27 protein-coding genes are annotated in these 23,870 nt (G+C 62.2%); 18 read left to right on the top strand and 9 right to left on the bottom strand.

The features are described from left to right. Positions 1-29: 29 nt before the first annotated feature. A complete protein-coding gene (locus tag BWR18_RS01235) occupies positions 30-416 on the bottom strand; it encodes a YigZ family protein (protein ID WP_172839340.1) in 387 nt (128 codons plus the stop codon). A 57-nt stretch (positions 417-473) separates the two neighbouring features. Here BWR18_RS01235 and BWR18_RS01230 point away from each other — a divergent pair, with 57 nt between their 5' ends. Then, a complete protein-coding gene (locus tag BWR18_RS01230) occupies positions 474-752 on the top strand; it encodes a CBU_0592 family membrane protein (protein WP_076626346.1) in 279 nt (92 codons plus the stop codon). On the opposite strand, the gene BWR18_RS01225 is transcribed toward BWR18_RS01230, so the two are convergent. Then, entirely contained in the window at positions 749-1,474 is a 726-nt protein-coding gene (locus BWR18_RS01225; RefSeq protein ID WP_254684911.1) for a M48 family metallopeptidase, read from the bottom strand. The genes BWR18_RS01230 and BWR18_RS01225 overlap by 4 nt on opposite strands. A gap of 119 nt (positions 1,475-1,593) precedes the next feature. On the opposite strand from BWR18_RS01225, the gene BWR18_RS01220 reads away from it, so the two are divergent. From BWR18_RS01220 to BWR18_RS01205, 4 genes are all read left to right on the top strand, one after another. After that, a complete protein-coding gene (locus tag BWR18_RS01220) occupies positions 1,594-1,833 on the top strand; it encodes a hypothetical protein (RefSeq protein WP_076626344.1) in 240 nt (79 codons plus the stop codon). Positions 1,834-1,893: 60 nt separating this feature from the next. Further along, positions 1,894-2,757 (top strand): branched-chain amino acid aminotransferase, encoded by an 864-nt coding sequence (locus tag BWR18_RS01215; RefSeq protein WP_076626343.1) that lies wholly within the window; start codon positions 1,894-1,896, stop codon positions 2,755-2,757. Next, complete coding sequence (locus BWR18_RS01210) at positions 2,750-3,346, top strand: 2-hydroxychromene-2-carboxylate isomerase (protein WP_076626342.1); 597 nt, start codon at positions 2,750-2,752, stop codon at positions 3,344-3,346. Before BWR18_RS01215 ends, BWR18_RS01210 begins: the two co-directional genes overlap by 8 nt. A 64-nt stretch (positions 3,347-3,410) precedes the next feature. Then, a complete protein-coding gene (locus BWR18_RS01205) occupies positions 3,411-3,866 on the top strand; it encodes a universal stress protein (RefSeq protein WP_076626341.1) in 456 nt (151 codons plus the stop codon). Here BWR18_RS01205 and BWR18_RS21515 read toward each other — a convergent pair. Further along, positions 3,863-5,449 (bottom strand): Hint domain-containing protein, encoded by a 1,587-nt coding sequence (locus tag BWR18_RS21515; RefSeq protein WP_076626340.1) that lies wholly within the window; start codon positions 5,447-5,449, stop codon positions 3,863-3,865. The two genes, BWR18_RS01205 and BWR18_RS21515, sit on opposite strands and share 4 nt — an antisense overlap. Before the next feature lie 177 nt (positions 5,450-5,626). On the opposite strand from BWR18_RS21515, the gene BWR18_RS01195 reads away from it, so the two are divergent. From BWR18_RS01195 to BWR18_RS01150, 10 genes are all read left to right on the top strand, one after another. Continuing rightward, positions 5,627-6,190: a NifU family protein gene (locus BWR18_RS01195; RefSeq protein ID WP_076626339.1), complete on the top strand. Its 564-nt coding sequence runs from the start codon at positions 5,627-5,629 to the stop codon at positions 6,188-6,190. Further along, positions 6,180-6,602, top strand: a complete 423-nt coding sequence (locus BWR18_RS01190; RefSeq protein ID WP_083957595.1) for a GFA family protein — start codon at positions 6,180-6,182, stop codon at positions 6,600-6,602. The genes BWR18_RS01195 and BWR18_RS01190 overlap by 11 nt, the downstream gene beginning before the upstream one ends. Then, complete coding sequence (gene tsaB / locus BWR18_RS01185) at positions 6,599-7,171, top strand: tRNA (adenosine(37)-N6)-threonylcarbamoyltransferase complex dimerization subunit type 1 TsaB (RefSeq protein WP_076626338.1); 573 nt, start codon at positions 6,599-6,601, stop codon at positions 7,169-7,171. Before BWR18_RS01190 ends, tsaB begins: the two co-directional genes overlap by 4 nt. Further along, the gene (gene rimI / locus BWR18_RS01180) at positions 7,168-7,614 is read left to right on the top strand and encodes a ribosomal protein S18-alanine N-acetyltransferase (RefSeq protein ID WP_076626337.1); all 447 of its coding nucleotides are present in this window, start codon (positions 7,168-7,170) and stop codon (positions 7,612-7,614) included. The genes tsaB and rimI overlap by 4 nt, the downstream gene beginning before the upstream one ends. 200 nt (positions 7,615-7,814) lie before the next feature. Continuing rightward, complete coding sequence (locus tag BWR18_RS01175) at positions 7,815-8,810, top strand: BMP family lipoprotein (protein WP_076626336.1); 996 nt, start codon at positions 7,815-7,817, stop codon at positions 8,808-8,810. A 74-nt stretch (positions 8,811-8,884) separates the two neighbouring features. Beyond that, the gene (locus BWR18_RS01170; protein ID WP_076626335.1) at positions 8,885-10,480 is read left to right on the top strand and encodes an ABC transporter ATP-binding protein; all 1,596 of its coding nucleotides are present in this window, start codon (positions 8,885-8,887) and stop codon (positions 10,478-10,480) included. A gap of 3 nt (positions 10,481-10,483) precedes the next feature. Then, complete coding sequence (locus BWR18_RS01165; RefSeq protein ID WP_076626334.1) at positions 10,484-11,602, top strand: ABC transporter permease; 1,119 nt, start codon at positions 10,484-10,486, stop codon at positions 11,600-11,602. 5 nt (positions 11,603-11,607) lie between these two features. After that, entirely contained in the window at positions 11,608-12,582 is a 975-nt protein-coding gene (locus tag BWR18_RS01160) for an ABC transporter permease (protein WP_076626333.1), read from the top strand. Between the two features lie 147 nt (positions 12,583-12,729). After that, positions 12,730-13,647 carry a sulfite exporter TauE/SafE family protein gene (locus tag BWR18_RS01155; RefSeq protein ID WP_076626332.1) on the top strand — a complete coding sequence of 306 codons (918 nt, stop codon included), beginning with the start codon at positions 12,730-12,732 and terminating at the stop codon, positions 13,645-13,647. Further along, positions 13,647-14,399: a TIGR02186 family protein gene (locus BWR18_RS01150; protein WP_076626331.1), complete on the top strand. Its 753-nt coding sequence runs from the start codon at positions 13,647-13,649 to the stop codon at positions 14,397-14,399. Before BWR18_RS01155 ends, BWR18_RS01150 begins: the two co-directional genes overlap by 1 nt. Positions 14,400-14,431: 32 nt before the next feature. Here BWR18_RS01150 and BWR18_RS01145 read toward each other — a convergent pair whose 3' ends face one another. The 6 genes from BWR18_RS01145 to BWR18_RS01120 all read right to left on the bottom strand — a co-directional run bounded on the left by BWR18_RS01145 (position 14,432) and on the right by BWR18_RS01120 (position 20,621). After that, positions 14,432-15,961: an ATP-dependent DNA helicase gene (locus BWR18_RS01145; RefSeq protein WP_076626330.1), complete on the bottom strand. Its 1,530-nt coding sequence runs from the start codon at positions 15,959-15,961 to the stop codon at positions 14,432-14,434. Positions 15,962-16,002: 41 nt separating this feature from the next. After that, positions 16,003-16,638, bottom strand: a complete 636-nt coding sequence (locus tag BWR18_RS01140; protein WP_076626329.1) for an acyl-homoserine-lactone synthase — start codon at positions 16,636-16,638, stop codon at positions 16,003-16,005. Positions 16,639-16,752: 114 nt separating this feature from the next. Further along, a complete protein-coding gene (locus BWR18_RS01135; protein ID WP_076626328.1) occupies positions 16,753-17,484 on the bottom strand; it encodes a helix-turn-helix transcriptional regulator in 732 nt (243 codons plus the stop codon). Further along, on the bottom strand, positions 17,420-17,626 hold the full coding sequence (locus BWR18_RS01130) for a hypothetical protein (RefSeq protein ID WP_076626327.1): 207 nt from the start codon (positions 17,624-17,626) through the stop codon (positions 17,420-17,422). Before BWR18_RS01130 ends, BWR18_RS01135 begins: the two co-directional genes overlap by 65 nt. Before the next feature lie 215 nt (positions 17,627-17,841). Further along, entirely contained in the window at positions 17,842-19,122 is a 1,281-nt protein-coding gene (gene ccrA, locus BWR18_RS01125) for a crotonyl-CoA carboxylase/reductase (protein ID WP_076626326.1), read from the bottom strand. Positions 19,123-19,232: 110 nt separating this feature from the next. Beyond that, entirely contained in the window at positions 19,233-20,621 is a 1,389-nt protein-coding gene (locus tag BWR18_RS01120) for a 1-acyl-sn-glycerol-3-phosphate acyltransferase (protein WP_076626325.1), read from the bottom strand. An 82-nt stretch (positions 20,622-20,703) separates the two neighbouring features. On the opposite strand from BWR18_RS01120, the gene BWR18_RS01115 reads away from it, so the two are divergent. The 3 genes from BWR18_RS01115 (at position 20,704) to BWR18_RS01105 (ending at position 23,768) form a co-directional block, all read left to right on the top strand. Beyond that, complete coding sequence (locus BWR18_RS01115) at positions 20,704-21,099, top strand: hypothetical protein (RefSeq protein ID WP_076626324.1); 396 nt, start codon at positions 20,704-20,706, stop codon at positions 21,097-21,099. A 73-nt stretch (positions 21,100-21,172) separates the two neighbouring features. Then, positions 21,173-23,143 (top strand): protein meaA, encoded by a 1,971-nt coding sequence (locus BWR18_RS01110; RefSeq protein WP_076626323.1) that lies wholly within the window; start codon positions 21,173-21,175, stop codon positions 23,141-23,143. A 322-nt stretch (positions 23,144-23,465) separates the two neighbouring features. Beyond that, the gene (locus BWR18_RS01105; protein WP_368073631.1) at positions 23,466-23,768 is read left to right on the top strand and encodes an H-NS histone family protein; all 303 of its coding nucleotides are present in this window, start codon (positions 23,466-23,468) and stop codon (positions 23,766-23,768) included. Positions 23,769-23,870: the final 102 nt, after the last annotated feature.

Here is a 23,870-nt window from a genome sequence, read left to right as displayed (position 1 = left end):
GTGGGGGCGGTCCCCGACATTGATCCAGGTCAAATCTGGTCGAGATAGGCGCGTACGCAGCTTTGGACGTGGCGAAAGCGGTCGCCGCCCAGGTGTTTGCCGCCGTACCAGCGGGTGACGATGACCAGATGATCGCGCAGCCCTTCGCGGTCGAGCATGCGCAGGATGACCATGCCTGCACCCGCCTCGCCGTCGTCGCCCTTGATCGCGCCGCCATTCGTCAGCAGCGCGCCCCAGCTGTTGTGGGTCGCCTTGGCGTAAGCGCGGTCGCGTTTGAGGGTCTTGAGGGCCGCGTCGATGTCGGCGCGTGAGGTCACGGCACAGCCCGACACGGCGTATTTCGAGCCGCGGTCGGTCAGGATATGGCCCAGCTGCTTCAAGGTCGGGATTCCCGGACCCGACAGACGGGGCCGCATGTGCTAGTCCTTTCGCATTGATTAAAGACGAACGATTTCACACCGAGGTATTTTTCCATGACGATTTCGCTGTTGCCGCCCCTCGCGGTCTATGAGGTGATCGGCATATTGGGCTTTGCGCTTTATGTGACGAATTACAGCCTGTTGACCACCCGCTGCCTGAGCAGCGATTGCCTGGCCTATTTCACGATCAACCTCGTGGCGGCCAGTTGCGTCCTGATGGGGCTGATGGCGAGCTTCAATCTCGCATCGGCGATGCTGCAGATCTTTTGGGTGGCCATGTCGCTGGTGGGCATTCTGGTGCGGCTGCGCGCGCGGCACCAGACGCCTGTCTAAAGCCCGGCCGCCGTCCTGCGCACGATCTCGAGCCGTTGCGCGTTGGGCGGGTGCGTGCCGAGGAACCGGTCGCCCGGATCGGGGATGCGGTTGAAGAATTGCGAGCCGCGCACGGGGTCGTATCCGGCGCGCGCTGTGAGGACCGTGCCGAGCGCGTCGGCCTCAAGCTCGAAATCTTTGGAATAGGTCCGCGCGCCCACCTGCGCACCGATCCGCTGGGCCGCTTCGGCATCTCCGCCTGTCAGCGTCGCCAGTCCGCCAAAGATCACGGCGCCTGCGGCTGCATTCTCGCGCTGGCGGGCGATATGGCCCCGCACATGGTGTGCAGCTTCGTGGCCCATGACAAAGGCCAATTCGTCCACGTTGCGGGCGTCGTCGATCAGGGCCTGCGTGAACACGATGATCGGGCGGCCATTGTCATCCAGTGTCTGAAACGCATTGGACGGCGCACCGGCCCGGTCATCGACGAGTATCCTGAAATCGCAATTCACATTGCGGGTCCGCGCCTGACATTCACGTTCGGCCACCGGTTCAACCCGTTGCACGACCTGGGCAAAGGCGCGTGCGGATTGCTGCCGCGTGCGCAACTCATCCGGCACGTTGGCGGGCGTTACCGTCGCGGTGGGCGCAGACGTATTCGTCGGGGCCGAGGTCACGACCACGTCGTCACATGCGGCCACAAAGGCCAAAGCCGTCAGGGCGACCATAAGGCGAGAGATCAAACCGATGTCCTTTCGTTCCAAGACGCCACAGACTGTATCATGCGGCGGGGCGGCTTCCAGCCCTCTTCACGCAGCCGTGTGCTCTATGCAATGGTTTGCGCATGGAATAGGTTTCCAACATGTTTACGATCGAGCACGAATTTGACGCCTCTGTGATCACGCTGGTCGATGATGGCCCGGCGCCGTTGCAGGAAGATGTGGTGATCAACGCCTTTGCCGAGGTGATCACCGTCGAGCAATACGATCCGCGCAGCGACAGCGTGGTCAAGATCACCCTGTCCCCGGATCAGGCTCGCGACCTGGCGGCGGCGCTTGACCTGCCGGAGGGGGTTTATCAGTTGCGCAAAGAGCCGAGGTGAAAGGGTCTGGACCCTTAACCTGTCTCTGCTAGCCTGCAGCGCAGTCAGGGGAGGACCGAGATGGCAACCGGAACAAATGTGCGCACTTACTATGACGGTGCGTGGCATGATGCCGATGTGGCAGTCATGCGGGCGGCAGACCATGGCAGTTGGCTGGGCACCACCGTCTTTGACGGCGCGCGCTATGTGAACGGGTTGGCGCCGGACCTTGAGGCGCATTGCGCCCGCGTGAACCGGTCGGCCGAGGCGTTGATGATCACACCGACCGTCAGCACGGACGATATGGTCGCCACGGTCCGCGAGGGGCTGGAGGCCTATGGCCCGGACAGCGCCGTCTATATCCGGCCGATGTACTGGGCGCTGGACGGGGGCGACTTGGGCATTGTGCCCAAAGAAGGATCCACCGGTTTTGCCATCAGCCTCGAAGAGATCCCGATGGCGCCGGAAAGCGCGTCGACCACGCTGGCGCGCACGCGGTTTCGCCGTCCGGTGATGGAAGACAACGTGGTGAACGCCAAGGCCGGGTGCCTTTACCCCAACAACGCCCGGATGCTGGCCGAAGTGCGGGCGCGCGGGTTTGGTAATGCGCTGGTGGCCGATGCGATGGGCAATGTGGCCGAAACTGCCACCGCCAATGTGTTCATGGTCAAGGATGGCGTGGCCTTTACCCCGATCCCGAACGGTACTTTTCTGGCGGGCATCACCCGTGCGCGGCACATGGAGAACATGCGCGCCGACGGGATCGAGGTCGTGGAAAAGGTGCTGTCCTTTGCCGATTTCGAGGATGCGGACGAGGTGTTCATGTCGGGCAACATGATGAAGGTCACGCCCGTGTCGGCGTTCGAGGATACGTCGTATCAGGTTGGGCCGATCACCCGCCGGGTGCGTGAGATGTATTGGGATTGGGCGGCAAGCAATGGTTAAGCCTGTTGAATTTTGGTTCGAATTTGCCAGCACCTACAGCTATTTAAGCGCTGCGCGGGTGGAAGATGCCTGCGCCGAGGCGGGTGTGCCGCTGGTCTGGCGGTCGTTTCTGTTGGGGCCGGTCTTTGGCGCGCAGGGCATGAACGATTCACCGTTCAACATGTACCCGGTCAAGGGGGCCTATATGTGGACGGACATGGAACGGTGTTGTGCCGATCTGGGCCTGTCCTTTGTCAAACCGTCCTCCTTTCCCCGTGGCAGCCTGCTGGCGGCGCGGATTGCGGCGGCGCATGGCGATGCCCCTTGGGTGGGTGCCTTTGTGCGGGCTGTTTATCATGCGAATTTTGCGGATGACCGGGATATTGCGGATGATGCCGTGGTGGCCGCCATTGTTGACGAGATTGGGCAGGACAGTGCGGCTGTCATTGCGGCAGCCACGACGCCGGAAGGCAAGGCGGTGCTGCGCGGGGCCACGGAAGAGGCGTTGGAGCGGGGCCTGTTTGGTGCGCCCAGTTTTATCGTCGACGGAGCCATGTTTTGGGGCAATGACCGGTTGGAGCAGGCCTTGGCCCATGCCCGTGCGGCCTGAGATGGCCGGGATTGCGCCGGGCCGGACCTTGGGCCATTGTGCCGGGACTTAGGCGGAGGACCCGATGCGCAAATTTCTGGTGGTGCTGGATGACAGCCGAGAGTGCCTGAACGCGATGCGCTTTGCCGCGATGCGAGCGAGCCATACGGGCGGTGGCGTCGCCATCCTGTCGGTGATCCCGCCCGATGAGTTCAACCACTGGATCGGTGTGGGCAACGTGATGCGCGAGGAGTCGCGCGAGCGGATCCACGCCCATTTCGAGGTTTTTGCCAAGTGGATGCGCGACAAGCAGGGGATCGACCCCGAACTGGTCATTCGCGAGGGTCAGCCGGTGGACGAGATCATGGCGCAGGTCCATGAAGACGCCGAGATCGGTGTGCTGGTGCTGGGTGCGGGCACCGACAAGAAGGGCCCGGGCCCGCTGGTCACGCAGTTGAGCCGGAATGCGGGCGCTTTGCCCATTCCGATGACGATCGTGCCGGGCGATCTGAGCAAGGAAAAGCTGGAAGCCATCACCTAGCACGCGATGCGCAGGTCCCGCAGGTCCGGCGGCAGCCGTCCGAAGCGGGCGACCGGGTGTGCGGTGGGGCCGTAGGCTTTGTCGACGGTCGTTTCACGCAGGCCGGGCATCAGGCGGATCAGGTCGCGCGTTGCCTTTGGGCCGATGGACAGGAGGCCCCAGGGGCCGGGGTAGAAGCTTTCGCAGGCGACCCCCTCGGCGAGGATCAGGTCGTGGCTGTCCAGAAGCAGGTGATAGTAGGTGACGCTGCGCACCCCGTGCGCGATCCGAACGGTGCCCCCGTTCAGGCGCGCAAGATGTCCGGCCCGGACCAGCTGTGTGGTGCCAGCCGCGGTTTGGAGCGCGAGCGCGTGTTGTGCTGACAGGCGCAGCGGTGCGCTGTTGCCGAATGTGCCCGGCGCGATGTGGACGGGCCGCAGCATCGGGTTTGCTGCCAGGTCATGCCGGTCCACCGACCGCGTGCCGATCCAGCGGATGGGGCGCAAGCCGTTGTCCCGCGTCTGGACCCGGTCGCCGGGTTTGAGCGCCTCGACCGGGACCGGGCCATGCGCCGTGGCGATCCGCGTGCCTGCGGTGAAACAGGGGATGCCCGCCGCATTCAGTTGCTGCGCGGATGACATCTGCGCGGGCGACACGCCCTGCAACACAATCGTTTCGCCTTCGGGGAAGGTCAGTTTGGCGTTGCCGTTGCCGTCATCGGTGACCACCACATCGAAGGCGGTGACCGGACGCCCATCCAGCGTGCGCAGTTCGGAGACATCGAGCTGATCGTTGTAGGAGCCGTCACCATCAGTGTCGCTGATGTCAAAGTCGGTGACAGTCGTTGCGCCATCCTGCGACTGGACAAAGGTGTCGTCACCCGCGCCGCCCGTGACGGTGTCACTGCCAGTACCGCCGTCGATCCGGTCGTCGCCGGCACCGCCGTCGATGCGGTCATTCCCGGAGCCGCCATCAATGGTATCGTTGCCAGAGCCGCCTGACACCGTGTCGTTGCCCGCACCGCCATTGAGGGAGTCATTGCCTGCCCCTCCGTCGATGTAATCATCGCCACCGTCGCCATCCACGTGATCATCATCGTCGCCCGAAAAGGCGTAATCATCATAAGCGCCGCCATCAAAGCTGTTGGCATCATCGGGATCGTAGGTTGGATAGTGCAACTCGTCATAACGCGGCTGGTTGGCCGTCACGACATCATTGGGGCCGGAATAGTCGTAGGAAACACCAGGTACAATTTCGCCATCGGCGACCCAGCCGGAATGGGTGCCATTGCTTTCGACCTTGTACAGCGTGACCGTGTTGCCTTCGCCGTCGGTCAGCGTCCAGCTTTCTTCGAGGTAGACGTTCCCCTCGGCGACCAGATTGCCCTGGGCATCGTACTTATGGGCGTATTGATCGTTGTCCCCGATCTCATCCCCTTGGCCGCCGTCATCGCCATCGAACTTGACGCCGTTGTCATACTCCTCAATCTCCCAGCGATAGGCATCTTCGCTGGCGTCAAAATTCGGGTCGAGCATGACCTTGCCGTCTGACGTGACGAAAAACGCGTTCTGGGCGTAACCGCCCACGGTATAAAAGGAACTCATGCTGCTGCTCTTTTTGTTTGCCTCTGGCAGCGGTGTAGGCGCAGGGCCCCAATGATCGGTTAAACGGACAATTTTAGGGGTCTGGCTGTTTGCCGTCGAATAGATTAGAATCGTTCCAAACCTTGACACTCGGGCGGACGGTCCGCATATCCGAGTGGACCGCTCAGGAGTTGCCACATGTTCATCCAGACCGAATCCACACCCAACCCCGCCACGCTCAAGTTCCTGCCGGGTCAGACCGTGCTGGAGATGGGCACTGCTGATTTCCCCACATCAGAGGCCGCCGACAAGTCGCCGCTGGCCCAGCGCGTGTTCGCGGTCGAAGGGGTGACGGGCGTGTTTTTCGGCACCGATTTCGTGACCGTGACCAAGGCCGATGCGGTCGACTGGGATCACATCAAGCCCGCCCTTCTGGGTGCAATCATGGAGCATTTCCAGTCCGGCCAGCCGGTCATGAATGACGGCCACGCCCCAGCCTCCGGCCATGCCGAGCATGATGGCGAAGATGCCGCCGTGGTCGGTCAGATCAAGGAACTGCTCGACAGCCGGGTCCGCCCTGCCGTTGCGCAGGATGGCGGCGACATCACCTTTCACGGCTTTGACCGCGGCGTTGTCTACCTGCACATGCAGGGCGCATGCGCGGGCTGCCCGTCCTCGACCCTGACGCTGAAGATGGGGATCGAGAACCTGCTGCGCCACTACATTCCCGAAGTGACCGAGGTGCGCCCGGTTGCCGTCTGACGCGCTGACGGCGCGATGCTATTGCGGCGCGTCCCGACTGACGCTGGATAAGCCACCCCACACGGTGGCTTATTGTCATTGTGAGGATTGCAGGCGCTGGACCGGCGCGCCGGTCGCTGCCTTCGCCGCCTTTGATCGTTCGGATGTGATTGAACAGCTGCCCACGGCCTTTCGGGGCGCGCTGGGGGTGGAACGCTGGACATGTCCGACATGCCACGCGCCGCTGGCCGCGGCCTTCGACTATATCCCGGACCAGATATATGTGCCCGTCGGGATCATGGATCAGGCAGACACGCTGATCCCCGAATTGCACAGTCACGCGGGCAACGCGCTGCCATGGCTGCATATCGACGATGATTTGCCGCGCGCCGATGCGTCTGCGCGGGACGCGTTGAAAACGGTGGCAGAATGACGGCGCCGCTGATCCTTGGCTTTGACACATCCGCGGCGCATTGTGCGGCAGCACTTGTCCGTGGCGACACTGCGTTGGCGTCGGTTGGCGAGGACATGGCGCGCGGGCAGGCAGAGCGGTTGATGGGTTTGCTGGAGGAGGTGCTGTCGGACAACAGCGTGACGTGGGCCGATCTGGATGCGCTGGCCGTGGGGACCGGGCCCGGCAACTTCACCGGCATTCGTATTGGCGTGTCAGCCGCGCGCGGGCTGGCCTTGGGCCTGAATTGCCCCGCCTACGGCGTGACCGGGTTTGAAGCGCGCGCGCTTTTGGCACCTGCCGGGACCACCGTTGCCATCCCGGCCCCGCGCGACATGGCGTATTTCATGGATGGGCCCGGTCCAAGCCTCGTGCCAGCCTGTGACGTGGCCCATCCGGCGCCGCTCCCATCGCCTGCTGATTTGGCCGCAGCCATTGCGCACCGGGCCGCCGCACGCTGGCCGGAAACACCCCCGGCACCGGCCCCGTTTTACGTGCGTGCGCCCGATGCGGCCCCGGCGCGGGATGCGCCACCGCCGATCCTGGCATGACGCCGGACGCACTTGCGGCGCTGCACGCTGCCGCGTTTACCCAGGAACGGCCCTGGACAGCGGCGGAGTTCAGCGATTTGCTCGCGAATCCCCTGACCCATCTTGAGACGGCGGCCAATGGCTTTGCCCTGTGGCGCGGGATCGCCGAAGAGGCAGAGCTGCTGACCATTGCCGTGCATCCGGCGGCTCAGGCGCGCGGGATTGGCGCAAGATTGATGGCCGCGTGGATGCGAAGCGCGGCCGAAAACTGCACTGAGGCCTTTCTCGAAGTCGCCGCCGACAATGCCGCTGCGATCCACCTTTATGCCCGCTATGGCTTTGAAACTGCGGCGAAACGCACCGGATACTATCGCCGTCCAGACACCCGCGCCGACGCGTTGATCATGCGCGCGCGGCTCCCCTTCTCTGTTTCGGAAAAATCCACGGGCGCACGCCTCCCATAGGGCAGCAGAGGGACAGACAGCGCCCCTGCCCAGCCAAGCAGCATTGCGCAAGGTCAGCCCCGTTCACACTTGGCCAATTGGTCAAAAAGCGGTTGACGCTTCCCCGCCCCTGCGGCCTAATTCCCCATGATCTTTTGATCCCGGGCGTTCGGTGGTCCGCTGCCACCGCCCCAACCATGATAAACTGGGAGACCTGATATATGACCATGATGCAGAAATTCCTTGGCGCGACTGCGGCCCTGGCCCTGTCGGCAGGGGCTGCGCTGGCCGAACCTGCGCTGATCTTCGATCTGGGCGGCAAGTTCGACAAATCCTTCAACGAGGCCGCATTCAACGGTGCGAAACGCTGGGCGGACGAGACCGGCAACAGCTTCCGCGAGATCGAGCTGCAATCCGAAGCGCAGCGCGAGCAGGCCCTGCGCCGCTTTGCCGAATCCGGTGCCAACCCCATCGTTATGGCCGGCTTTGCATTCGCTGACGCATTGGGTCAGGTTGCGGCCGACTACCCCGACACCGCCTTTACCATCATCGACATGGTCGTGGACGCCCCCAACGTGCGTTCGGTCGTCTTCAACGAGCATGAAGGGTCGTATCTGGTGGGCATGATGGCCGCCAAGGCATCGGAGTCCGGCACCGTCGGATTCATCGGCGGCATGGACATCCCGCTGATCCGCAAGTTTGCCTGCGGGTACGCTCAGGGCGTGATGGCCGTGAACCCCGACGCCACCGTCATTGCCAACATGACCGGCACGACGCCTGCCGCCTGGAACGACCCGGTGAAAGGCTCAGAACTGACCAAGGCGCAGATTTCCCAGGGCGCTGACGTCGTCTATGCCGCCGCTGGGGGCACCGGTGTGGGTGTGCTGCAGACCGCCGCGGACGAAGACATCCTGTCCATCGGCGTCGACAGCAACCAGAACTACCTGCACTCGGGCAAGGTTTTGACCTCGATGATGAAGCGCGTGGACAACGCCGTCTATCAGGCCTTCACCGACGGGCCGGGCATGGAAACCGGGTTCAATGTCATGGGTCTGGCGAATGGCGGCGTGGGTTATGCGCTGGATGAGCACAACGAAGCACTGGTGTCTGCCGAAATGAAAACCGCCGTGGACGAAGCATCGGCTGCCATCGCCTCAGGCGACTTGGCCGTGCACGACTACATGTCGGACGACAGCTGCCCCGCGCTGAGCTTCTAAGCCGCGCTTTTGACTTTGGGGCCGTGCCACATGCCCGTGGCGCGGCCCCTTTTCCAACCGAAGGCCCGCCGCAAATGACCGCCCCCGCCATCGAACTCAAAGGCATTTCCAAAGCCTTCGGCCCCGTGCAGGCCAACAAGGACATCTCGATCCGGGTCATGCCCGGCACGATCCACGGGATCATCGGGGAGAATGGCGCGGGCAAGTCGACGCTGATGTCGATCCTCTATGGCTTTTACAAAGCCGACGCAGGCGAGATTTTCATTTCGGGGAACAAGACCGAGATCCCCGACAGCCAGGCCGCCATTTCCGCGGGCATCGGCATGGTGTTTCAGCATTTCAAGCTGGTCGAGAACTTTACCGTGCTGGAAAACATCATTCTGGGCGCAGAAGACGGTGGGCTGCTCCGGCCCTCGCTATCCAAGGCGCGCAAGACCCTGCTGGATTTGGAAAAAGAGTACGACCTGAAGGTCAATCCCGACGCCGTCATCGAAGAGATCGGCGTGGGCATGCAGCAGCGGGTCGAGATCCTGAAGGCGCTGTACCGGCAGGCCAATATCCTGATCCTTGACGAGCCTACGGGTGTGCTGACGCCAGCCGAGGCCGACCAGTTGTTCCGCATCCTTGGGCGGCTGAAGGAAGAGGGAAAGACGATCATCCTGATCACGCACAAGCTGCGCGAGATCATGGACATCACCGACACCGTCAGCGTCATGCGGCGGGGCGAGATGACGGCCACCGTCAAGACGGCAGAGACGAGCCCCGAAGAGCTGGCGGAACTGATGGTGGGCCGCAAGGTGCTGCTGCGCGTGGACAAGACGCCCGCCGCACCCAGTGAAGTTGTGTTGGATGTGAAAAACCTGAAAGTGGTAGATGATCAAGGCGTTACACGCCTGAAGGGCATCGACTTGCAGGTCCGCGCGGGCGAAATCCTGGGCATCGCTGGGGTCGCGGGCAACGGGCAGTCAGAACTCCTCGAGGTGCTGGGGGGATATGCGGATGCCACGGGCAGCGTCACACTGAATGGTACACAGATTGACTTGACCGGCAAGAACTCCGACGGGCGGTCGCGCCGGGACAGGGGCATCGCCCACGTGCCCGAAGACCGGCAGCGCGAGGGCCTTATCATGGACTTTGCCGCCTGGGAAAACACCGCATTTGGCTATCACCGCGACGGCGCCTATACCTCGGGCCTGCTGTCGAACAACGCGGCCATCAAGGCGGACACCGCCGACAAGATGGAACGCTTTGACGTGCGCCCGCCGCACCCGCACCTCGCGGCCAAGAACTTTTCCGGCGGCAACCAGCAAAAGATCGTCCTTGCGCGCGAGATCGAGCGGAACCCGGACCTGCTGCTGATCGGACAACCCACGCGCGGCGTGGACATTGGCGCCATCGAGTTCATCCATCAGCAAATCGTGGCGCTGCGCGATCAGGGCAAGGCCATCCTGCTGGTGTCGGTCGAGTTGGAGGAAATCCTCGGCCTGGCCGACCGTGTCGCCGTCATGTTCGACGGTCAGATCATGGGCGAACGCCAAACGGCCCAGACCGATGAAAAGGAACTGGGGCTGCTGATGGCGGGCATCACTGACACCGACAAACCGCATGACTTCGCCGAAATCGAAGCCAACCTCGCCCATGCCCACGGCGATGCGACGAAGGAGGCCTGAGATATGGATGTGATGCCCAAATGGGCCGAGGTGATCCTTGTCCCGCTGATTTCCCTGATCCTGGCCGCGATCCTGTCGGCGCTTGTCATCCTTGCCATCGGCGAGGACCCCGTGGCCGCCGTGAACCTGATGGTCACGGGCGCGCTGGGGTCAACTTATGGCTGGGGCTATACCCTCTATTACGCGACGAACTTCATGTTCACCGGGCTGGCCGTATCGGTCGCCTTTCACGCCGGGCTGTTCAATATCGGCGGTGAGGGGCAGGCCATGCTGGGCGGGCTTGGCGTGGCGTTGGTGTTGCTGTTCATTCCGTGGCCGCACTGGACCGTGGCCTTGCTGGCCGCGACGCTGGGGGCTGCGGTGTTCGGTGCGCTTTGGGCGGCGATCCCCGCCTATCTACAGGCCAAGCGGGGCAGCCATATCGTGATCACGACGATCATGTTCAATTTTATCGCCGCCGCTGTTCTGAACTACATGCTGGTGAACCAATTGCGCCCCCAAGGGGCAATGGACCCGGCCACCGCCCGCTTTGCCGAGACGGTGCATCTGCCGAACCTGCACCAGTTGCTGGCGCCGATCGGCATCAATTTCTCCAAGGCGGCGCCCGCGAACGTGTCGCTGGTCATCGCGATCATTGCGTGTGTCCTTGTTTGGCTGCTCATTTGGCGCACGCCTTTGGGGCTGGAAATCCGATCCTACGGCAAATCGGGCCGGGCCGCGAAGTATGCGGGCATCGGGGCGGTGCGCATCACGTTGGTGGCCATGCTGATCTCGGGCGCGTTGGCGGGCATGATGGCGATCAACAACGTGATGGGCGAGGCGGAACGGCTGGTTCTGAACGCGGTCGAAGGGGCCGGGTTTATCGGCATCGCGGTGGCGCTGATGGGGCGCAGCCATCCGTTTGGCGTGTTTCTGGCCGCGATCCTGTTTGGCTTTCTCTACCAGGGCGGGGCGGAACTGGCGCTGTGGACGTCGATCCCGCGCGAGTTGATCGTGGTGATCCAGGCGCTGGTGATCCTGTTCACAGGTGCGCTCGACAACATGGTGCGTATGCCGCTTGAGAAAGTGTTTCTGGCGGCGCGTACGGCACGCACGTCCAAATCGGTTGAGCCGGCGGAGTAAGCACGATGAATTTCCTCGCCCTTTTCGACCTTTCGGTTTTGGACTCAACCGTGCGTTTGGCGACGCCTTTGTTGCTGGCCTGTCTGGCGGGCCTGTTTTCGGAACGGGCTGGGATCTTTGACATCGGGCTTGAGGGCAAGATGCTGTTTGCCGCCTTCTTCTCCGCGGCAGTGGCGGCGATGACCGGGTCGGTTTGGATGGGCTTGTTGGCGGGCATCGCGGCGTCGATGGCGCTGTCAGGGATTCACGGGCTCGCGTCTATCACGTTCCGGGGCAATCAGTTGATATCGGGAGTGGCCATCAACTTCCTCGCCGCTGGTCTGACCGTTCTGATCGCGCAGGATTGGTTCCAGCAAGGTGGTCGCACGCCGTCCCTGATCGGGGGCGGGCGGTTCGAGCCGATCACCCTGCCCTTTGCCGAGGCCTTACGCGGTGTGCCGTTTGTCGGTCCGATCTATGCCGAGCTGATCTCGGGCCACTCCATCCTTGTCTACGTTGCGCTGCTGGCGGTGCCCGGAACGTGGTGGCTGTTGTTCCGCACGCGCTTTGGTCTGCGTCTGCGCGCCGTGGGTGAGAACCCGGCGGCGGTCGATACGGCGGGTGTGTCTGTCGTGGGCCTGCGGTTTGTGGCCGTGGGCATTTGCGGCATGTTGTGTGGGATTGCCGGGGCGTATCTGGCGACGGGTCTGCAGGCGGGGTTCGTCAAGGATATGACCGCGGGGCGCGGGTTTATTGCGCTGGCGGCGCTGATCTTTGCCAAGTGGCGGCCCTGGCACGCGCTATGGGCGACGCTGCTGTTTGGCTATCTGCAAGCCATCGCATTGCGGCCCGACATCATCGAGGGCGCCTTGGGTTTCCGGGTGCAGGTCCAGCTTTTGGATGCGCTGCCCTATATCCTGACGGTGGTGATCCTGGCCGGGTTCGTGGGCAAGGCCATTCCGCCCCGTGCGGGGGGCGAACCCTATGTGAAGGAACGCTAGAGCAGCGAGATTTGCCCACACCATCGTAAGGTGCAGGTCCCTCGTGCGCCCCGCGATAGGTCCAGATTCTTCACAAAATTAGCCCCAGATTGCTGCGCGGCGGCGAGACGTCTTGATTTCCCATCCGCCCCCGTCCTAACAGTGTTCATGCAAATCTACCTGCCCATCGCCGAGGTATCGGTCAACGCATTCCTGCTTTTGGGACTGGGCGGTATGGTGGGCGTGCTTTCGGGTATGTTTGGCGTGGGCGGCGGGTTTCTGATGACCCCGCTGTTGTTCTTTATCGGCATCCCGCCCGCTGTGGCCGTGGCGACCGAGGCGAACCAGATCGTCGCCTCGTCCTTCTCGGGCGTGCTGGCGCATCTCAGGCGCAAGACGGTGGACCTGAGGATGGGGACCGTGCTGCTGATTGGCGGCCTCATAGGCGCAGCACTGGGCGTGCTGCTGTTCAACTACCTCAAGTCGCTGGGCCAGGTCGATCTGCTGGTGCGCCTGTGCTACGTCGTCTTCCTTGGCGTGATCGGCGCGCTGATGTTCGTCGAAAGCCTGAACGCGATCCGCAAGACGGCCAAGGGCACGGCGATGCCCACCCGCAAGAAACACGGGTTGATCCACAAGCTGCCGTTCAAGATGCGGTTTCGGGTGTCGGGCCTCTATATCTCGGTCATTCCGCCGCTGCTGGTTGGGCTTTTGGTTGGTGTCCTTGCGGCCATCATGGGTGTGGGCGGCGGATTTATCATGGTGCCTGCTATGATCTATCTGCTGGGCATGCCGACCAAGGTGGTTGTGGGCACGTCGCTGTTCCAGATCATTTTTGTTACCGCCTTCACCACGATGTTGCATGCCACCACCAACTATACGGTGGATGTGGTGCTGGCGGTGCTGCTGCTGGTGGGCGGCGTGATTGGCGCGCAGATTGGCACACGCATCGGGGTGCGGATGAAGGCGGAGCAATTGCGCATCCTGCTGGCCATCATGGTGCTGGCCGTCTGTGGCAAGCTGGCCTTTGATCTGCTGGTGATGCCGTCCGAGCTGTACTCCATCGGCGCGTCGGAGGGGCATTGATGCTGCGCTGGCTGCTTATCGCGCTGCTCTTTGCTGTTCCCGCATGGGCCGAAGAGGTCGTGCTGGGTCTGAGCCAGGACGAAGTGGCCATCACCACCAGCTTTGACGGCTCGGAAATCCTGATCTTTGGCGCGGTGAAACGCGAAACGGCGATCCCGGAGGGCGAGTTGGGGGTCATCGTGACCATCGCCGGGCCGCCGGAGCCCATCACCGTCCGGCGCAAGGAGCGTCGCTTTGGGATTTGGGTCAATACGGATGCCGTGGAAATCGACGGCGCGCCCAGCTTTTACGCCGTCGCGACCAGCGCGCCGCTCGACGATGTGCTGGGCATTCGCGACAACCTGCAGCACAAGGTATCCGTCCCCAGCATGTTGCGCGGGGTCGACACGCCGAACACGGTGCTGGACGCCAGCGCCTATGTCGCCGCCCTGATCCGCATCAACACCTCTGTCGGCGCGTATCAGTTGCTTGAGGGTACAGTGATTGTGGATGAGGACACGCTGTTCCGCACCCGCATCAGCTTGCCTGCGGCGCTGACCGAAGGGGCATATGAGACACGGATCTTTCTGACGCGGGATGCGCAGGTCGTAGCGAGCTACGAGACGGCCATCGACGTGCGCAAGGTAGGTTTGGAGCGGTGGTTGTTCAGCTTGAGCCGCGAGAACCCGTTCTGGTACGGGATCATGTCACTGGCCATCGCCATTGCCGCAGGTTGGCTCGCCTCTGCCGCGTTTTCACTGCTGCGGAACTGACGTCCGGTGCGCACTGAATGCGCACCCTACACCTACACAGGGTCTTCGGGGGCCAGAGTAAGCGTTGCGGCGGGCACGCTGCGTAGATCGTCCACGCGCAGGGGTCCTGTTGGTTTCGACAACCGGTTGCGCACCACCCAGATCAGCCGATCCTGCGCGCGCGTGATGGCGACATAAGCGAGGCGTTTCCACAGCGGTTGCCCCGCCTCGGTCCGGTTCATTTTTGCCGCAACATAGAGGTCGGGGGCAAAGACCTGCACCGTATTCCACTGGCTGCCTTGCGCCTTGTGGATCGTTACCGCAGCACCGTGGAGAAATGTCGCGCCCATACGCGCCGCGTAGGGGATAAACGGCTCTTCCTCATCGGGTTTTTCTATCTTCACGATGGAGGCGGCAGAGACCTGCGGGTCCTCGGCTCCGATCACATGCAGCCGTGAGAAACCGGGCTTGCGCCCCTCGCCCAGATAGACAACTTGCGCGCCCTTGATCAGCCCGCGCGCTTCAAGATCGAGCCGCTTCTTGCGGTGTTTCAAGGGTAATTCCAGCCCGTCGCAGATCAGCGGTTCGCCTTCGATCAGCCGGTCATCTGGTGCTTCGTAGACGGCGCGGAAGGCGTTGATCAGCCGGATGCGCGTGGCGTTGCGCCAGACAAGGACGGGGCTGCGGGCCATCAGGTCCACCTCCACCCGTTGGCCCCAGACAACCCGCTCGTCCTTGGTCGCCGCCTCCTCAACCATCTTTTCGAAGCGGTAGAAGTCGACCTGCGGGTCGGCGAGCGCGTGGGCAAGGTCCAGGATCGGGTTGTCCGCCGCCTGCCGGTGGATGCGGCCGAGGTTCATCACCCGCTTTTCCGGCAGCTTGTCAAATACCATGGTGCCGGACTGGTTCACCGGGGCAAGCTGTGCCGGGTCGCCGAATAGGAGGAGCGTCGGGAAGATGTCCTTCAGGTCCTCGAACTGCTTGTCGTCGAGCATGGAGGCTTCGTCGATGAAACCGATGTCGAGCGGTTCCTCGCGCCGTTTCCAGCCGGTGATGAAGTCGCTGCCGCGCAGACCGGCGGCGGCCAGTGCGCCGGGGATCGACTTGTTGGTCTGGTAGAAGGCGTGGGCGCGGTCGAGCGCCTCGTCCGTCAGCCCCTCGACCTCGGGCCGGTCGCCATTGCCGGCCAGCCATTCCGCGATGCGTTCGTATTCGGGGTCATAGACGGGCGTGTAGAGGATGCGGTGGATCGTCGTGGCAGGCACGCCGCGAAAGCGCAAAACGCTGGCCGCCTTGTTTGTGGGTGCCAGGATGGCCAGCGTGCGGCGGTCTTTGCGTCTGCGGGATTCGTAGTCGCCCGACACGACCTCGACCCCTGCCGCTTCGAGCGCCTTGTAGAGTTCCGAGAGCAGGAGCGTCTTGCCCGACCCGGCTTTGCCCGTGATTGCCATGACGCTTGTGGCCGAGGATTTCGGCGGCATCAACAGCGCGTCATCCAGGTCAATCCCTGCGCCCCGCAGCATCTCGGTCACGGTGTCAAAGGCGGACGCCTGGTCGTCGGAAAGGGCAAGGGCGGTGGACATGCCGCGACCCTATATCCGGGGCGCGGCAGGTGCCAGCGGGATCAGGCCGTGCGGGCGAGTTCCCGGCGCGATGCGGTGCCAAAGGCAAGGTCGAACCACTGGCGCGAGCGTTCCATCGGGACGCCTGCGCGGTCGCCCACGGCTGCGGCGGCGGCCTCGTCGAAATGCCACAGGCCAACGCTGATGCGGTCGCGCCCCGTGCCTGCGCTGCCCAGCACGTCGGGCGATGAGCCGATCATGCGGTAGATGCGGACCATGCGCGCGTCGAACACACCCACGAAATGCTCGATCCCGAAGTTCTGCATGATCTCGCCCCCGCCCAGCATCAGGGCCGCCGCCACGTGGCTGCCTGCGCCGCGGGTCAGGCAAAAGCGGGTGCATTCCCAGATGACGGGGCTGGTGATCGGGCCTGAGATCAGGTCACCAAAATGCTCGTTCACCATGGTGCGGCCTGTCGTGGGCAAGAAGCGCATGGAGCCGCCGTGGGAGCCATCAGGTTCTTCCCAGATGACATAGAGCGGGTTCAGGTCGTCGTATTCGTCACGCTCATATCCGTCCTTGTCCACATGCACGTCCCAGCCGAGGCGGGTCTTGAACTGGTCCGCGCGGTCGCGGAACATGGTGCGGGCAAGTTTGGGGTGATCGCATAGATCGGAGGCGTAAACGTAGCGCAGCATCGGGGGTTCTCCTTGTCAGACCGGGGCAGGTATGACCAAAAGACTACCGATACGTGCGTTAACGTCTGTACATACACCCGAGCGTAGAGTTGTGCGCGTGAGCAACGGGCGATGTTACACCACGATCAAACCCCTGCTCATGGCCCGGGCAACGGCATGTGTCGTGTTCATCGCGCCCAGCTTGAACCGGGCGCTTTCGATGTAGACGCGCAGCGTGTGTTCCGAGATCGACAACGTGTCGGCGACCTGCGCGCGGCTGTATCCCATGGCCAGAAAGGTCATCGCATCAACCTCGCGCGGGCTGAGGGCCTGGGACTGTTCGGGCGCCCGGTCTGGTTCGAATTCAAGCGCCTTTTCGTTGAACGTGTGCGCGATCAGGATCAGGTCGCGGCGGTGCGCGTCCGTCCATGCGGCCCACGTGTCGTCGTCGCATGAGTGGCTGACCGTAAAGAGCGCGAACTGTCCGTTCGGTCCCCGGATCGGAACGGAAAACCCCTGGTTCCCGACCCCGTGAGCGATGGCTTCGGCCTGGAACGCGCGGGCGGGTTTGCTGCTCCAATCGAGCCGCTTCCAGTCGACCGGGTGAAACCGTTGAAAACACCCCAGGATAACCGGATCCACCCGCAGATAATTCTGCTCAAGATACCGGTCCCGCCAGACATCCGAATATGTGCCGCAACCGTATTGATCCCCGGCGGAATCGACCCAGTGATACACCACGTGATCGACGCCATAATGGTCGCGTATTTCTTCGGATGCCGACTGGAGGGCGGCGAGCCCGTCAGCTTGTTCCAAATCCTCCAAAATAGGTTCCAACGGCTGCCTCGCCGTCGTGACGCTGACCATCTTTGGTTTCCTTCATGGCGGCGATCTCGGCCATCGCGACGATTGCGGTGTCGTCCAACTGCTCGGCTAGGGCGGGCATGTCGTTGGCGCGGGCAAAGGTCTTCAGGTCCGTAAGAACGTCCAGTATCCAGTCACTTCTCATGGTCAGACTCACTCTCGAGTGGTTAATGAATAGTTAACACAACTATAGCATGTGTTAACTCCGCCTGAAAATTCACGTATTTCTACTCCCCAGAAATAGTGAGGCGGTAATTTGTAAGCCATTGATCCCGTTGCGGCTGGTTCAGAACACGAAAATGCCCGCGAAACCCAGAGGTGATTCGCGGGCATTTATACTCTGCTAAAGCGTGTGAGACGTTAACGGCGCGCGTCCAGCGCATCCTCAAGCGTGCGCAGGCCCGTCTTGGGCGCCTGCACCAGCACCGACATGTTGCCGGGCTTGTGTTCGTTGCGCAGCATTTTCATGTGCGCCTCGCGCAGGTCATCCCAGGCAAACACTTCGGACATGCAGGGATCAAGGCGACGCTCGACCATCAGGTTGTTGGCGGCGGCAGCCTGCTTGAGATGGGCAAAATGGCTGCCCTGCAGACGCTTCTGGTGCATCCACATGTAGCGGACGTCAAAGGTACAGTTGAAGCCGGTGGTGCCCGCGCAGATCACGACCATGCCGCCCTTTTTGCAGACCAGCGACGACACCGGGAATGTGCTTTCGCCCGGGTGCTCGAACACCATGTCCACGTTGACGCCCTTGCCGGTGATGTCCCAGATCGCCTTGCCGAACTTGCGCGCCTCTTTCAGCCATGTGCCGTATTCGGGCGTGTTGACCGTCGGCAGTTGACCCCAGCAGTTGAAGTCCTTGCGGTTGATGACGCCCTTTGCACCCAGGTCCATCACGAAGTCACGCTTGGTCTCGTCCGAGATGACGCCGATGGCGTTGGCACCCGCCGTGTTGATCAACTGGATCGCGTAGGAGCCCAGACCGCCCGACGCCCCCCAGACCAGAACGTTCTGTCCGGGCTTCAGGTCATGTGGCTCGTGACCGAAGAGCATACGGTACGCCGTGGCCAGCGTCAGCGTGTAGCAGGCGCTTTCTTCCCATGTCAGGTGCTTGGGGCGCGGCATGAGCTGTTGCGCCTGCACATTGGTGAACTGTGCAAAGGAGCCGTCAGGTGTCTCATACCCCCAGATGCGTTGGCTGTCCGAATACATCGGATCGCCGCCGTTGCAGTGCTCATCATCGCCGTCGTCCTGGTTGCAGTGGATCACCACCTCGTCGCCAACCTTCCAGCGTTTCACCTTGTCACCCACGGCCCACACAATGCCCGACGCGTCGGAACCTGCGATGTGGAATGGCTGGCCATGCCCGTCGAAGGGCGAGATCGGCTGACCAAGCGACGCCCAGACGCCGTTGTAGTTCACACCGGCGGCCATGACGAGCACCAGCACCTCGTGGCTGTCGAGCGTGGGTACATCGACCACTTCCAGCTGCATGGCCGTGTCCGGTTCACCATGACGTTCGCGGCGGATCGCCCATGCGTACATCTGTTTCGGGACATACCCCATGGGCGGGATTTCACCCATCTCGTAGAGGTCTTTTTCAGGTGCGTCGTAGGACGCGATGCTGGTGTCGAGTGCCATATCAGCCTCCGGGTTGAGAATTCTGTGCCGCAGCGCAGAATCGACTGCGTTCCGGTTCAATATGGCCCGCCACGCAATAAAGCAACCCATGCTTTGGCGATTTTGTAATTTTATGACTTTGCGCGCGCAGCATCGCCGATGGTGACGCTGTCGGGATATAGATCGCCGATGGAATTCGCGTAAAAGCGGAACAGCGCCGTTTCGTTCTGTTCCATGGTCCATCCGTCCGGGGACCGGCGCAGCATTCCGCGCTGCTCCATATCCGTGAGGGCCCGAGTGATCCGGGTGTTCAGATCTGCGTCGATCAAGGCGGGCCTTGTGCCGCGGGTCGAGGGCACAGCGGCCTTCACCTCGTGCATCATGTCATGTTCCGCGATTGGATCGGGGGACATCAGGAACAACCGGCACAGCAGCGGCACAAAGGGGACGGGCATCACGTCCTGGATACGGTCGCGCAATGTCTGGGCCAGATCGTCCAGTTCGACATCATCGCCAAGGGCCGCCAACGACACGGGCGGGCCGAACACAACCGACGCCGTGCCGAACTTGCGATAGCGGCGGGTCACCCATTGCCACAGCAGGCGCAGGATGGCGGCCATGACCACCGTGATGCTGACACCGAACCGCCGGTCGCCGCGCTTGTCGGCCGCGATCAGCACGCGGTCCTCGAGCACGCGGTCGTAATTGATGGCGACGGGGACAAAGACGACGTCGCGCTTGTGCGGTTCGGACCCGTCCACCACGTAGGACAGGAGCCCCTTTTTCAGCGGCATGAGGCGGCCGTTCACACTCAGCCCGCCTTCGGGGAAGATGGCCTGCGTCACCCCACCCTGGGTCGCCATGCGAACATAGCGCGCCAGAACCGCGCGGTAGAGCGCGCCGCGGGATTTGCGCCGGATGAAATAGGCGCCCATCGACTTGATCAGGCGGGACAGCGGCCAGACCCGCGCCCACTCCCCCACGGCATAGCTGAGGGCGGAGGCCTGCGCGGCGAGGTACGTGACAAGGACATAGTCCATGTTGCTGCGGTGGTTCATGACGAACACGACGGTGGCCTCGGAATCCGCGCTTTGAATCTGCTGATCGTTGTTGAGCCCGGTGCGCACATCATAGAGTGCGGTGGCCAGCCACCGTGCGACGCGGGCGCCGAAGCTGAAATAGGCGAAGGCGGAGAAGCTGGGCACGATTTCACGCGCATAGCGTCGCGCCTTTTCGAAGGCCACGTTTTCCGGGACATCGTTTTCATTGGCATGTGCGATAATGGCCTCGGACACTTCGGGGTCGTAGATCAGGCGCTGGATCATGTCGTGCCGCCGCGCCAGCTTGAACGGCTCGATGGGCCGGGTCAGGCGTTCGTTCAGTTGTGCCACCGCCCGTTCCAGCCTGCGCCGAAAGAACCAGCGGACGGAGGGGAACAGGAAGTGCGAGGCAAAGGTCACAGCCGCGAACAGCACGATCAGCACAAAGAGCCAAAGGGGGAGTTCAACGGTTGTCATCATCGCGCGAACCCTTGCAGGGCAATGGGACAGGGGCAAGGGAAATGGGCTGGTCTTTCCCTGCTGCGGCACCGAAAGTGGCGGCATGTATGAGGGGGATTCATTCCATACCCTGACCCTGTGGGGTCAGATTGGCCTTGTTGGCGTGTCGCTTGTCTTTGCCCTGCTTGCGCTTGGTCTGACGTGGGTTCTGGTGCAGTTGCGCCCGCTGATCATCCGCATCCCGGTTTGGCTGGTCGCGTTCATCACCTTTGTCTGGGCCTCGCCCCAAGGGTATTACATGTACTACCGCATGATCTTTGACGGGTTGCCCGCGCAATCGGTGATCCAGGCGCCGCCCCCGCCCGAAGACGTGCTCGCGCTGCTGACCTTCACCGGGCCAATGACCCTGTCGGCCCATAGCATCGGCGTTTTGGGATGGTTGATGTGTGTCGTCGCAGTCTGGCCGCAGCGCCGGAAATGCCGCAACGCAGCGGATTGACTGCGCCACATAATTACCTATACCTCCCATCAGACGAAATTTTGTTACCCGCCCGATTCACAGGAGATTGCCCATGTCGCAGCCTGCACAGAAAGACCGCCCCTGGTTGATCCGCACCTATGCGGGCCATTCGACCGCTGCCGCATCAAATGCGCTGTACCGGTCGAACCTGGCCAAGGGTCAGACGGGCCTGTCCGTTGCGTTCGACCTGCCCACGCAGACCGGGTATGACAGCGATCACATTCTGGCACGCGGTGAAGTCGGAAAGGTCGGCGTGCCCGTCGCGCATCTGGGCGATATGCGCACGCTTTTCTCAGATATTCCTTTAGAACAGATGAACACGTCGATGACGATCAATGCGACGGCCCCCTGGCTTTTGTCGCTGTACATCGCAGTGGCCGAGGAACAGGGCGCGGATGTGTCCAAGTTGCAGGGCACTGTTCAGAACGACCTGATCAAGGAATACCTGAGCCGGGGCACCTATATCTGCCCGCCGAAACCGTCGCTGAAGATGATCGCGGACGTGGCCGAATATTGCTATACGACCGTGCCGAAATGGAACCCGATGAACGTGTGTTCCTACCATCTGCAGGAAGCGGGCGCGACGCCGGAGCAGGAATTGGCATTTGCATTGGCGACGGCCACAGCCGTTCTGGACGAATTGAAACCGCGCATTGATCCTGCGGATTTTCCGGCCGTCGTGGGACGTATTTCCTTTTTCGTGAATGCGGGCATTCGATTTGTCACCGAAATGTGCAAGATGCGCGCCTTTGTCGATCTGTGGGACGAGATTTGCGAGACGCGCTATGGCGTGAGCGATCCGAAATTCCGCCGCTTCCGCTATGGCGTGCAGGTCAATTCGCTGGGCCTGACGGAACAGCAGCCCGAAAACAACGTCTACCGTATTCTCATTGAAATGCTGGCTGTGACGCTGTCCAAGAAAGCGCGCGCGCGGGCCGTGCAATTGCCCGCGTGGAACGAGGCGCTTGGCCTGCCGCGTCCATGGGATCAGCAATGGTCTATGCGGATGCAGCAGATCATGGCGTTTGAAACCGACCTTCTGGAATATGACGATTTGTTCGACGGAAATCCGGCGGTCGACGCCAAGGTCGAGGACCTCAAAGCCGGTGCGCGGCACGAGTTGGAAAACCTGGACGCCATGGGTGGGGCCATTGCGGCCATTGATTATATGAAGGCGCAATTGGTGCAATCCAATGCCGAGCGCCTGAACCGGATTGAAAAGGGCGAAACGGTCGTGGTCGGCGTGAACAAATATCAGGCAGGCGAAGCGTCGCCCCTGATGACCGGCGATGGTGGCATCATGGTGGTCGATCCCGCCGTGGAGCAGGAACAGATTGATCGGTTGAATGCCTGGCGGGCCGACCGTGATGCGGCTGCCGTTGCGTCTGCGCTGGCCGATCTGCGTGCGGCGGCGGAGGCTGGCGAGAACGTCATGCCAGCGTCGATCGTATGTGCCAGGGCGGGTGTGACGACCGGCGAATGGGCCGCACAGATGCGTGCGGTGCATGGCGAGTATCGCGGGCCCACGGGTGTATCGTCGGGCCGGTCGAACATGACCGAGGGCCTGGATGATTTGCGCGATGCGGTGGACGCCGTCAGCGACCGGCTGGGCCGCCGTTTGAAATTCCTTGTGGGCAAACCGGGGCTTGACGGCCATTCGAATGGCGCCGAGCAAATTGCCGTGCGCGCGCGCGACTGCGGGATGGAGATCGCCTATGAGGGCATCCGCCTGACACCCGAAGAGATCGTGGCCGCCGCGCGCGAGGACGAAGCGCATGTGGTTGGCCTGTCGATCCTGTCGGGCAGCCACATCCCCCTGGTCGAGGATCTGATGCAGCGCATGCAGGCCGAAGGTTTGAGCCACGTGCCGGTGATCGTGGGCGGTATCATTCCCGATGATGACGCGGACAGGCTGCGGGCCATGGGCGTCGCTCGCGTCTATACGCCCAAGGATTTTGAGTTGAACACCATCATGATGGATATCGTCACGCTCGCCGATCCGCAGGCTGTCGCCGCGGAATAGGCACGCGTACCGACAGCATTCTGCAATCGAACGGAGCCGTCCATTGGGCGGCTCTTTTTTTGCGCGACCCGGGCCTGCCACTGCCCTTGTGTTTTGGACACGGGAATCCCAGTTTAGACAGAACATGCAACCACAGAGGGAACTTGATAAAAATCAATTTCGCCTTCCACCGACGGTCGAAAGAAACGCGCATAACGAGCAGATTACCGCCGCTGACACAAAAAACGTACACGCAGCCTATTGATAGTTGGCGGGTTTTTCAGAATAGGGCTGTTACTTACACAAAGACTGGGAAAAACAAATGGCAATAAAACTCGACAAAATGAGCCGAAAAGAGCTGGAAGCGTTGCGTGCTGATGTCGACGAGGCGATTGTGCAAAAGCGAAAGTCGGAAAAGCAAGACGCCCTTGCTGCGGCACAAAAGGCAGCGGCAGAGTTTGGCTTTTCACTCGACGAACTGACCGGCAAAAAGGGTGGCCGCGGTGGTGCAAAAGCATCCAGCGCAGAACCCAAATACATGAACCCGGAAAACCCGACGCAAACCTGGACCGGCAAAGGCCGGCAACCGAATTGGTTCAAAGCAGCGGTTGAGGCGGGTGCCGCGCCGGAAAGCCTGGAAATCTAGGCAGGGTCGCGCACCCTCGTGAATCGTGCCCCCAAGTTTTGAGGGGCGCGATTCAATTGCAGCATACGGACACGTCCGGCGGTTTCATGCCGTATCGTTAAG

Source organism: Tateyamaria omphalii, from assembly GCF_001969365.1.
Classification (GTDB): Bacteria; Pseudomonadota; Alphaproteobacteria; order Rhodobacterales; family Rhodobacteraceae; genus Tateyamaria; species Tateyamaria omphalii_A.
Note: the sequence above shows the minus strand (reverse complement) of the source record. Positions and strands in the feature narration are given on the sequence as shown.

What these genes read in the sequence shown, in the direction of transcription:
- BWR18_RS01165 (WP_076626334.1), top strand. Translation starts at nt 10,484, where the DNA reads ATGGATGTGATGCCCAAATGGGCCGAGGTGATCCTTGTCCCGCTGATT.
- BWR18_RS01110 (WP_076626323.1), top strand. Translation starts at nt 21,173, where the DNA reads ATGTCGCAGCCTGCACAGAAAGACCGCCCCTGGTTGATCCGCACCTAT.
- BWR18_RS01230 (WP_076626346.1), top strand. Translation starts at nt 474, where the DNA reads ATGACGATTTCGCTGTTGCCGCCCCTCGCGGTCTATGAGGTGATCGGC.
- BWR18_RS01160 (WP_076626333.1), top strand. Translation starts at nt 11,608, where the DNA reads ATGAATTTCCTCGCCCTTTTCGACCTTTCGGTTTTGGACTCAACCGTG.
- BWR18_RS01145 (WP_076626330.1), bottom strand. Translation starts at nt 15,961, where the DNA reads ATGTCCACCGCCCTTGCCCTTTCCGACGACCAGGCGTCCGCCTTTGAC.
- BWR18_RS01150 (WP_076626331.1), top strand. Translation starts at nt 13,647, where the DNA reads ATGCTGCGCTGGCTGCTTATCGCGCTGCTCTTTGCTGTTCCCGCATGG.
- BWR18_RS01135 (WP_076626328.1), bottom strand. Translation starts at nt 17,484, where the DNA reads ATGGTCAGCGTCACGACGGCGAGGCAGCCGTTGGAACCTATTTTGGAG.
- ccrA (WP_076626326.1), bottom strand. Translation starts at nt 19,122, where the DNA reads ATGGCACTCGACACCAGCATCGCGTCCTACGACGCACCTGAAAAAGAC.
- BWR18_RS01130 (WP_076626327.1), bottom strand. Translation starts at nt 17,626, where the DNA reads ATGAGAAGTGACTGGATACTGGACGTTCTTACGGACCTGAAGACCTTT.
- BWR18_RS01210 (WP_076626342.1), top strand. Translation starts at nt 2,750, where the DNA reads ATGGTTAAGCCTGTTGAATTTTGGTTCGAATTTGCCAGCACCTACAGC.
- BWR18_RS21515 (WP_076626340.1), bottom strand. Translation starts at nt 5,449, where the DNA reads ATGAGTTCCTTTTATACCGTGGGCGGTTACGCCCAGAACGCGTTTTTC.
- BWR18_RS01170 (WP_076626335.1), top strand. Translation starts at nt 8,885, where the DNA reads ATGACCGCCCCCGCCATCGAACTCAAAGGCATTTCCAAAGCCTTCGGC.
- BWR18_RS01120 (WP_076626325.1), bottom strand. Translation starts at nt 20,621, where the DNA reads ATGATGACAACCGTTGAACTCCCCCTTTGGCTCTTTGTGCTGATCGTG.
- BWR18_RS01105 (WP_368073631.1), top strand. Translation starts at nt 23,466, where the DNA reads ATGAGCCGAAAAGAGCTGGAAGCGTTGCGTGCTGATGTCGACGAGGCG.
- rimI (WP_076626337.1), top strand. Translation starts at nt 7,168, where the DNA reads ATGACGCCGGACGCACTTGCGGCGCTGCACGCTGCCGCGTTTACCCAG.
- BWR18_RS01195 (WP_076626339.1), top strand. Translation starts at nt 5,627, where the DNA reads ATGTTCATCCAGACCGAATCCACACCCAACCCCGCCACGCTCAAGTTC.
- BWR18_RS01205 (WP_076626341.1), top strand. Translation starts at nt 3,411, where the DNA reads ATGCGCAAATTTCTGGTGGTGCTGGATGACAGCCGAGAGTGCCTGAAC.
- BWR18_RS01220 (WP_076626344.1), top strand. Translation starts at nt 1,594, where the DNA reads ATGTTTACGATCGAGCACGAATTTGACGCCTCTGTGATCACGCTGGTC.
- BWR18_RS01140 (WP_076626329.1), bottom strand. Translation starts at nt 16,638, where the DNA reads ATGCTGCGCTACGTTTACGCCTCCGATCTATGCGATCACCCCAAACTT.
- BWR18_RS01175 (WP_076626336.1), top strand. Translation starts at nt 7,815, where the DNA reads ATGACCATGATGCAGAAATTCCTTGGCGCGACTGCGGCCCTGGCCCTG.
- BWR18_RS01235 (WP_172839340.1), bottom strand. Translation starts at nt 416, where the DNA reads ATGCGGCCCCGTCTGTCGGGTCCGGGAATCCCGACCTTGAAGCAGCTG.
- BWR18_RS01115 (WP_076626324.1), top strand. Translation starts at nt 20,704, where the DNA reads ATGTATGAGGGGGATTCATTCCATACCCTGACCCTGTGGGGTCAGATT.
- BWR18_RS01155 (WP_076626332.1), top strand. Translation starts at nt 12,730, where the DNA reads ATGCAAATCTACCTGCCCATCGCCGAGGTATCGGTCAACGCATTCCTG.
- tsaB (WP_076626338.1), top strand. Translation starts at nt 6,599, where the DNA reads ATGACGGCGCCGCTGATCCTTGGCTTTGACACATCCGCGGCGCATTGT.
- BWR18_RS01215 (WP_076626343.1), top strand. Translation starts at nt 1,894, where the DNA reads ATGGCAACCGGAACAAATGTGCGCACTTACTATGACGGTGCGTGGCAT.